The organism is Leisingera sp. S232 (assembly GCF_049800895.1).
Taxonomy (GTDB): domain Bacteria; phylum Pseudomonadota; class Alphaproteobacteria; order Rhodobacterales; family Rhodobacteraceae; genus Leisingera.
The window spans coordinates 74,995-81,271 of record NZ_JBNAFX010000020.1 but is presented as its reverse complement, the minus strand read 5'-3'; the positions used below and the strand labels follow the sequence as shown (position 1 = coordinate 81,271).

Annotated in this window: 5 protein-coding genes, 1 tRNA gene and 1 pseudogene; 4 read left to right on the top strand and 3 right to left on the bottom strand. The window is 62.6% G+C overall.

Going from position 1 to position 6,277, the window contains the following annotated elements; genetic code table 11:
- A pseudogene (locus ACP151_RS13235) lies at nucleotides 1-226 on the top strand (IS5/IS1182 family transposase); the annotation flags it as partial.
- A 183-nt stretch (nucleotides 227-409) separates the two neighbouring features.
- Here the strand turns inward: ACP151_RS13235 and ACP151_RS13230 are convergent.
- The 3 genes from ACP151_RS13230 to paaZ form a co-directional block, all read right to left on the bottom strand.
- A tRNA-Met gene (locus ACP151_RS13230) sits at nucleotides 410-486 on the bottom strand.
- Between the two features lie 193 nt (nucleotides 487-679).
- On the bottom strand, nucleotides 680-1,480 hold the full coding sequence (locus ACP151_RS13225; protein ID WP_424979371.1) for a PaaX family transcriptional regulator C-terminal domain-containing protein: 801 nt from the start codon (nucleotides 1,478-1,480) through the stop codon (nucleotides 680-682).
- Nucleotides 1,481-1,563: 83 nt separating this feature from the next.
- Nucleotides 1,564-3,594 (bottom strand): phenylacetic acid degradation bifunctional protein PaaZ, encoded by a 2,031-nt coding sequence (gene paaZ, locus ACP151_RS13220; RefSeq protein WP_424979370.1) that lies wholly within the window; start codon nucleotides 3,592-3,594, stop codon nucleotides 1,564-1,566.
- Nucleotides 3,595-3,722: 128 nt separating this feature from the next.
- On the opposite strand from paaZ, the gene paaG reads away from it, so the two are divergent.
- Genes paaG through paaK form a run of 3 tightly spaced genes read left to right on the top strand, consistent with a single transcriptional unit; the run spans nucleotide 3,723 to nucleotide 6,262 of the window.
- Entirely contained in the window at nucleotides 3,723-4,508 is a 786-nt protein-coding gene (paaG, locus tag ACP151_RS13215) for a 2-(1,2-epoxy-1,2-dihydrophenyl)acetyl-CoA isomerase PaaG (protein ID WP_424979369.1), read from the top strand.
- A gap of 2 nt (nucleotides 4,509-4,510) precedes the next feature.
- Entirely contained in the window at nucleotides 4,511-4,936 is a 426-nt protein-coding gene (gene paaI / locus ACP151_RS13210) for a hydroxyphenylacetyl-CoA thioesterase PaaI (protein WP_424979374.1), read from the top strand.
- A 15-nt stretch (nucleotides 4,937-4,951) separates the two neighbouring features.
- Nucleotides 4,952-6,262, top strand: coding sequence for a phenylacetate--CoA ligase PaaK (gene paaK, locus ACP151_RS13205; RefSeq protein ID WP_424979368.1), 1,311 nt, complete (start codon nucleotides 4,952-4,954; stop codon nucleotides 6,260-6,262).
- The last annotated feature ends 15 nt before the right edge of the window (nucleotides 6,263-6,277 follow it).

Below are 6,277 nucleotides of genomic sequence, written 5' to 3'. Positions count from 1 at the left end.
CGAGATACTGCGCGCTTCGCAACGCTTCGGCAGGGCGCTGTGGAAACGATGGAGTGGTTATCACATCCGAAGTCGCGTGGAGGCCAAAATGCTATGCCTCAAGGCATTCGGCGAACGCATCATGGCGAGGGACCCAGACAGACAAACCGCCGAAATCCACATCCGCATCGCTCTCATGAACCGATTCTCGGCCCTCGGCACCGCCGAGATCGTGTGTGATGGATGAATCCGCCGCGGAAAGGGGAAGCTCGTCCTCAAAACGAGTTGCGCAACAACGCCTCTTTGCTGAGATACTGCTGCTTAGGCATGTCTGTCATGCCCAATGTGTACCACCGTTGTGTACCACTGCTCAATGAAAAGCCCTTTGAAAGTAAGGCTTTCCAGCAATAACAACGCTTTAGGGGGAGGGTGGTAGCGGAGGAGGGACTTGAACCCCCGACACGCGGATTATGATTCCGCTGCTCTAACCAACTGAGCTACTCCGCCGCTCTGTGTGGGGGCGATTTACGGAATGCCGCCAGCCGGGTCAAGCAGAAAAACGGAAGAATTCCCGATTCTTCCGAGATTTTTAGCAGTGATGGGATTTTAATATATTTTTCAGCGGGTTGATTGCAGCTAGGGCCGGGTGCGATTAATCAGGGCAGCCGTAGCAGCACGGATGGGCAGATGGCGGCGGTGCTTATTCGGAGAGGCTGTCGAGGGCGGCGAGATCCGGGCGCGGCAGCTGGTCCAGCAGGGTGAACACCAGGGCGCGGCAGGACTCGCCGGTCCAGTCCGCGGGGTGGAAACCGGAGGGCAGGTCCGGGTGGCGCAGAACCACGCGGCGCCAGCGGTGCACAATCAGGGTGCGCAAAGTGCCGGCCTGTATCGGTGACAGCCCGGCCGGCGGTACAGAGATTTGCGCCAGATCGTGGTGCAGAGCTGTGCAAGCCGCGCGCAGATGGTCCGGGAACAAACGGGTTTTCAGCCAGTTTGGTACCGACATTGAGCTGACTTCAGCCACCAGCAGATCATCCAGGCTTTGCGGTGTCGGGCCATGGCCAAGCGCGGTTGTGCGATTGACGGCGATATAGCCGGGCAGCAGCAGCACGTCGTCCAGGGTTGCCTGGCCGGACCCGTCCTCGGCGATCAGCAGACGCCAGTCGTCAGGTGCCGCGCCGGTCCGCCCGTAGATGCGCGGGGTGACCGCGGCGGATTGGCTGCGGCCGTATTGGGTCAGAAAGTGCACCGAAGCGCGGCCCGCGCGTTCGCTTTCGATCCAGCCATCCTTGCGCAGCCGGTGCAGGGCCACGCGGATGGCCTCGGGCTTGATCCCCATCGGAGTGATGATGCGGGTCAGGGCGCTGCCGCTGATCTGGGCGCCCTGGGCTTGCGCAAGGTCACCAAACAGCGACACGATCAACGACCAGACCCGCTGGTTTTGCGGGTCGTGCAGCTGCTGGACGGCGGCGTTAAACCAGGGGTTATGCTGTTCGTTCATGAGGATAAACATAGTTCGCCCGAACCGGTTAGGCCAGTCCGGGCGCGTCAAATGCGGGGGCAGCCTGCCGCATTTGCGCCGGTTCAGAAGGCGTTCATGGTCAGCAGTTCATACTCTGCCGCAACCTCATCCTTCTGGTTGGTCAGGGTGACGTGCCAGCGCACTTCGCCGTATTCCTCGTTGCGGGGGGTCTTGTTTTTGACGGTCAGGCGGACCTTGATGCTTTCGCCGGCCTCAATCGGTTTCAGAAAGCGCAGATTGTCGAGACCGGTGTTGGCCAGTACCGGGCCCTCGTCTGGCTGCACGAACAGGCCGGCAGCAAAGGACAGGAGGAGGTAACCATGGGCAACGCGGCCTGGGAAGAATGGGTTCCGCCTGGCGGCAGCGTCGTCCATATGGGCATAGAAGGTGTCGCCAGTGAAATGGGCAAAGGTCTCGATATCCTCCAGCGTCACGGTGCGTGGTGCGGTGTGCAGAGTCTCGCCAATCGCCAGTGCGCCGAATTTCCGGGTGAAGGGGTGGGCCGGACCTGTGATTTCGGTGCTGCCGGGCACCCATTTCTCGCCAATCGCCGACAGGATGTCGGGTGAGCCCTGAATGGCGGTGCGCTGCATGTAGTGTTTGACGCCGCGCACGCCGCCCATCTCCTCGCCGCCGCCGGCACGGCCGGGGCCACCGTGCACCATATGGGGCAGGGGGGCGCCATGACCGGTAGATTCCTTCATCGAATCGCGATTGTTGAAGTAGAGGCGACCGTGATAGGCGCCCGCACCGATGGCAATCTCGCGGGCTATGCTGGCGTCACGGGTGATGACCGAGGCCACCAGCGAGCCTTGTCCGCGGTTTGCCAGATCAATGGCGTGATCCAGGTCGAGATAGCCCATGATGGTGGAGACGGGGCCAAAGGCTTCGGTGTCGTGCACGCGGCTGGCGTTGTCCGGGGCGGCGCAGTGGAACAGCATCGGCGGCACAAAGGCGCCTTTGTCCGCGTCGGCGCCATCAACGGAGAAGTTCTCTGGGTCGCCAAAGACGCGTTCAGCCTCCTGGCTGATGATCGCGGCTTTCTCCAGCACGTCGCGCTGCTGGCTGGTGGAGACCAGCGCACCCATGCGGGTGGTTTCCAGGCGCGGATCGCCGATCCGGGTTTGCGACAGGCGGGCAGAGAGCGCCTCGATCACTGCATCCACCTGCGCTAGCGGCGCAATGATGCGGCGGATGGCGGTGCATTTCTGGCCCGCCTTGGTGGTCATCTCGCGGCTGACTTCCTTGATGAACAGGTCAAATTCCGGCGTCCCGGGCTGCGCATCGGGGCCCAGGATGGACGCGTTGAGGCTGTCCTGTTCGGCGACGAACCGGACCGAGTTTTCCAGGATCACCGGGGTGGCGCGCAGTTTCAGCGCGGTATTGGCAGAGCCGGTAAAGCTGACCACGTCCTGCATGGTCAGATGGTCCAGCATGTCGCCGAGGCCGCCGGAGACCAGCTGTAGCGCGCCTTCGGGCAGGATGCCCGACTCCAGCATCAGCCTCACCGCCAGTTCGGTCACATAGCAGCTGCTGGTGGCAGGTTTCACGATGGCGGGAACACCGGCCAGCAGGGTGGGGGCGAGCTTTTCCAGCATGCCCCAGACCGGGAAGTTGAAGGCGTTGATATGCACCGCGACGCCGCGCAGCGGGGTGCAGATGTGTTGGCCCAGAAAAGTGCTGTTGCGGGAAAGCTGCTCGACATCGCCATCCAGATAGACATGGCCGTCCGGCATTTCGCGGCGGCCCTTGGAGGCAAAGACAAACATGGTGCCAATACCGCCGTCGATGTCGATCATGTGGTCAGACTGAGTGGCGCCGGTGTTGAAGGACAGATCGTAAAGCGCCTGCTTGTGCCGGTTCAGATGGCCAGCCAGCGCCTTCAGCATCCGGGCACGGTCGTGGAAGGTCAGCCGACGCAGGTTGGCGCCGCCCACGGTGCGAGCGTAATCGAGCATGGCTTGCACGTCCAGCGCCTCGTTGCCGGCGCTGGCGATCACTTCGCCGGTGATAGCGCTGGCGATACTGCGCGCGCCAGCACCCGGCGCGACCCACTGGCCGGCGGCAAAGCTGGGAACTTCAAGAAAGCTCATCATGCTGTCCTTTTCGTCAGGCCGGCGGGGACCGGCTGGCTGGAATCTGATGTGGAGATATATTGACCGTCCGGTCGGTTTATGCAAGGGATTTGTCAAAGGCACCGTTGGCGAGCGTGAGGGAGATGATGAGCGATACGATTTTGACGCAGGACCACGGTCTCTGGGTGGAGATCACCCTGAACCGCCCGGACCGGCTGAACAGTTTCAACGAAGAAATGCACAATGCCTTGCGTCGGGCGCTGGAAGGTGCCCGCGATGGCGGCGCCCGTGCGGTGCTGCTGACGGGCGCCGGACGGGGCTTTTGCGCCGGTCAGGATCTGGGCGACCGCGACCCGCGCAAGCTGGACGGCCCGCCGGATCTGAGCCAGACCGTGCGCAAATTCTATGCGCCGCTGGTGCGGCTGATCCGCGAGATGAACTTTCCGGTGGTCTGCGCGGTGAACGGCGTCGCTGCGGGCGCAGGCGCCAATCTGGCACTGGCCTGCGACATGGTACTGGCTGCTGAAAGCGCCAAGTTCATCCAGTCGTTCTCCAAGGTTGGCCTGATCCCGGACACTGGTGGCAGCTGGCATCTGCCGCGGCTCTTGGGCGAAGCGCGGGCCAAGGGGCTGGCGCTGACGGCTGAACCGCTGCCTGCAAAGAAGGCTGAGGACTGGGGCCTGATCTGGAAGGTGCTGCCGGATGGCGAACTGATGGCAGAAGCCCGCGCAATGACGGAGAGGTTTGCAAACGGGCCGACGCTGGGTCTGGGGCTGACCAAGCAGTGCATTCAGGCGGCTGCGGTCACCACGCTGTCGGATCAGCTGGAGATCGAGGCGGACGCCATGAAGACCTGTGGCGAAAGCGCGGACTACGCGGAAGGCGTCGCCAGCTTCCTGGAAAAACGCGCGCCGGAGTTCAAAGGCAAATGACCATGATCCCGACGGAACGCGCCAAGAAATCCGCCGCCGCCATGTGGGCCAAAGACCATGCGTCCAAATGGGCAGGGATGGAGATCACCCAGGTAGACGAGGGCAAGGCGACGCTGGAACTGACTGTTGCGCAGCACCATTGCAACGGGCATGGCATCTGCCACGGCGGCGTGACTTTCATGCTGGCCGACAGTGCCTTTGCCTTTGCTTGCAACAGCCGCAATCAGGCGGCCGTGGCGCAGCACAACGTGATCAGTTTCACGGCGCCCGGGCGGCTGGGCGACAGGCTGATTGCTACGGCGCGCGAGATTTCCCTGACCGGACGCAGCGGTATCTATGACGTGACAGTGACCAATCAGGACGGCCAGCAGATCGCCGAGTTCCGGGGCCTTTCCCGGACGGTCAAAGGCCGGTTGTTTGACGAATAAGGTGTGGAGGACGCTATGGAAGATCTGAGCCCCCAAAAAGGGGAACTGGACCCGATCGAGATCGCCTCGATCGATGAAATCCGCGCACTGCAGCTCACGCGGCTGCAGTGGTCGCTGCGCCAGGCCTATGACAACGTGCCGATGTACAAGCAGCGGTTCGACGCGGCGGGCGTGCATCCCGAAGACCTGCAGGAGCTAAAGGACCTGGCCAAGTTCCCCTTTACCAACAAGGACGACCTGCGGGGCAACTATCCCTTTGGCCTGTTTGCGGTGCCGCGCAGTGACATCATCCGCCTGCATGCGTCCTCTGGCACCACCGGCAAGCCGACCGTGGTGGGCTATACGGCGAATGATATCAGCAACTGGGCGGATCTGGTGGCGCGATCCTTGCGCGCCTCGGGCCTGCGCAAGGGTGATATGGTGCATAACGCCTATGGTTACGGGCTGTTCACCGGCGGGCTGGGTGCGCATTACGGGATCGAACGGCTGGGCGCCACCGTTGTGCCGATGTCGGGCGGACAGACCGAAAAACAGGTTGGCCTGATCACCGATTTCAAACCCGACGGCATCATGGTGACGCCCTCCTACATGCTCAACATCCTGGAGCAGTTCCACAAGGTCGGCATAGACCCGCGCTCAAGTTCCCTGAAAGTCGGTATCTTTGGCGCCGAACCCTGGACCGACGCGATGCGCAAGGAGGTCGAGGAGGCCTTTGACATGCATGCGGTCGATATCTATGGCCTCAGCGAAATCATGGGGCCGGGCGTGGCCAACGAATGTGTCGAGACCAAAGACGGCCCGGTAATCTGGGAGGATCATTTCCTGCCGGAGATCATCGACCCGCAGACCGGCGAGGTGCTGCCGGATGGGGAACTGGGAGAGCTGGTGTTCACCACGCTCACCAAGGAAGGCCTGCCGATGGTGCGGTACCGCACCCGTGACCTGACCCGCCTCTTGCCGGGCACTGCGCGGTCTATGCGGCGGATGGAGAAGATCACCGGCCGCAGTGACGACATGATCATCCTGCGCGGCGTCAATGTCTTTCCCAGCCAGGTGGAGGAACAGCTGCTGGCGACCGGCGGGCTGGCGCCCTACTACCAGATTGAGCTGTATAAATCCGGCCGCATGGACGCGATGCGGGTGTTCGTGGAGGCGGGTCCAAACACCGCGGATGAGCTGAGCCGGACCGCAGCGGCGCGGATGCTGACCAAGCGGATCAAGGATATGGTTGGCGTTTCGACCGAGATCATTGTAGGCGACCCCGGTTCCGTCGAGCGCAGCCAGGGCAAGGCCAAGCGCGTCGTCGATAATCGCGGCAAGACCTGAACAGGAGAGTGAGCC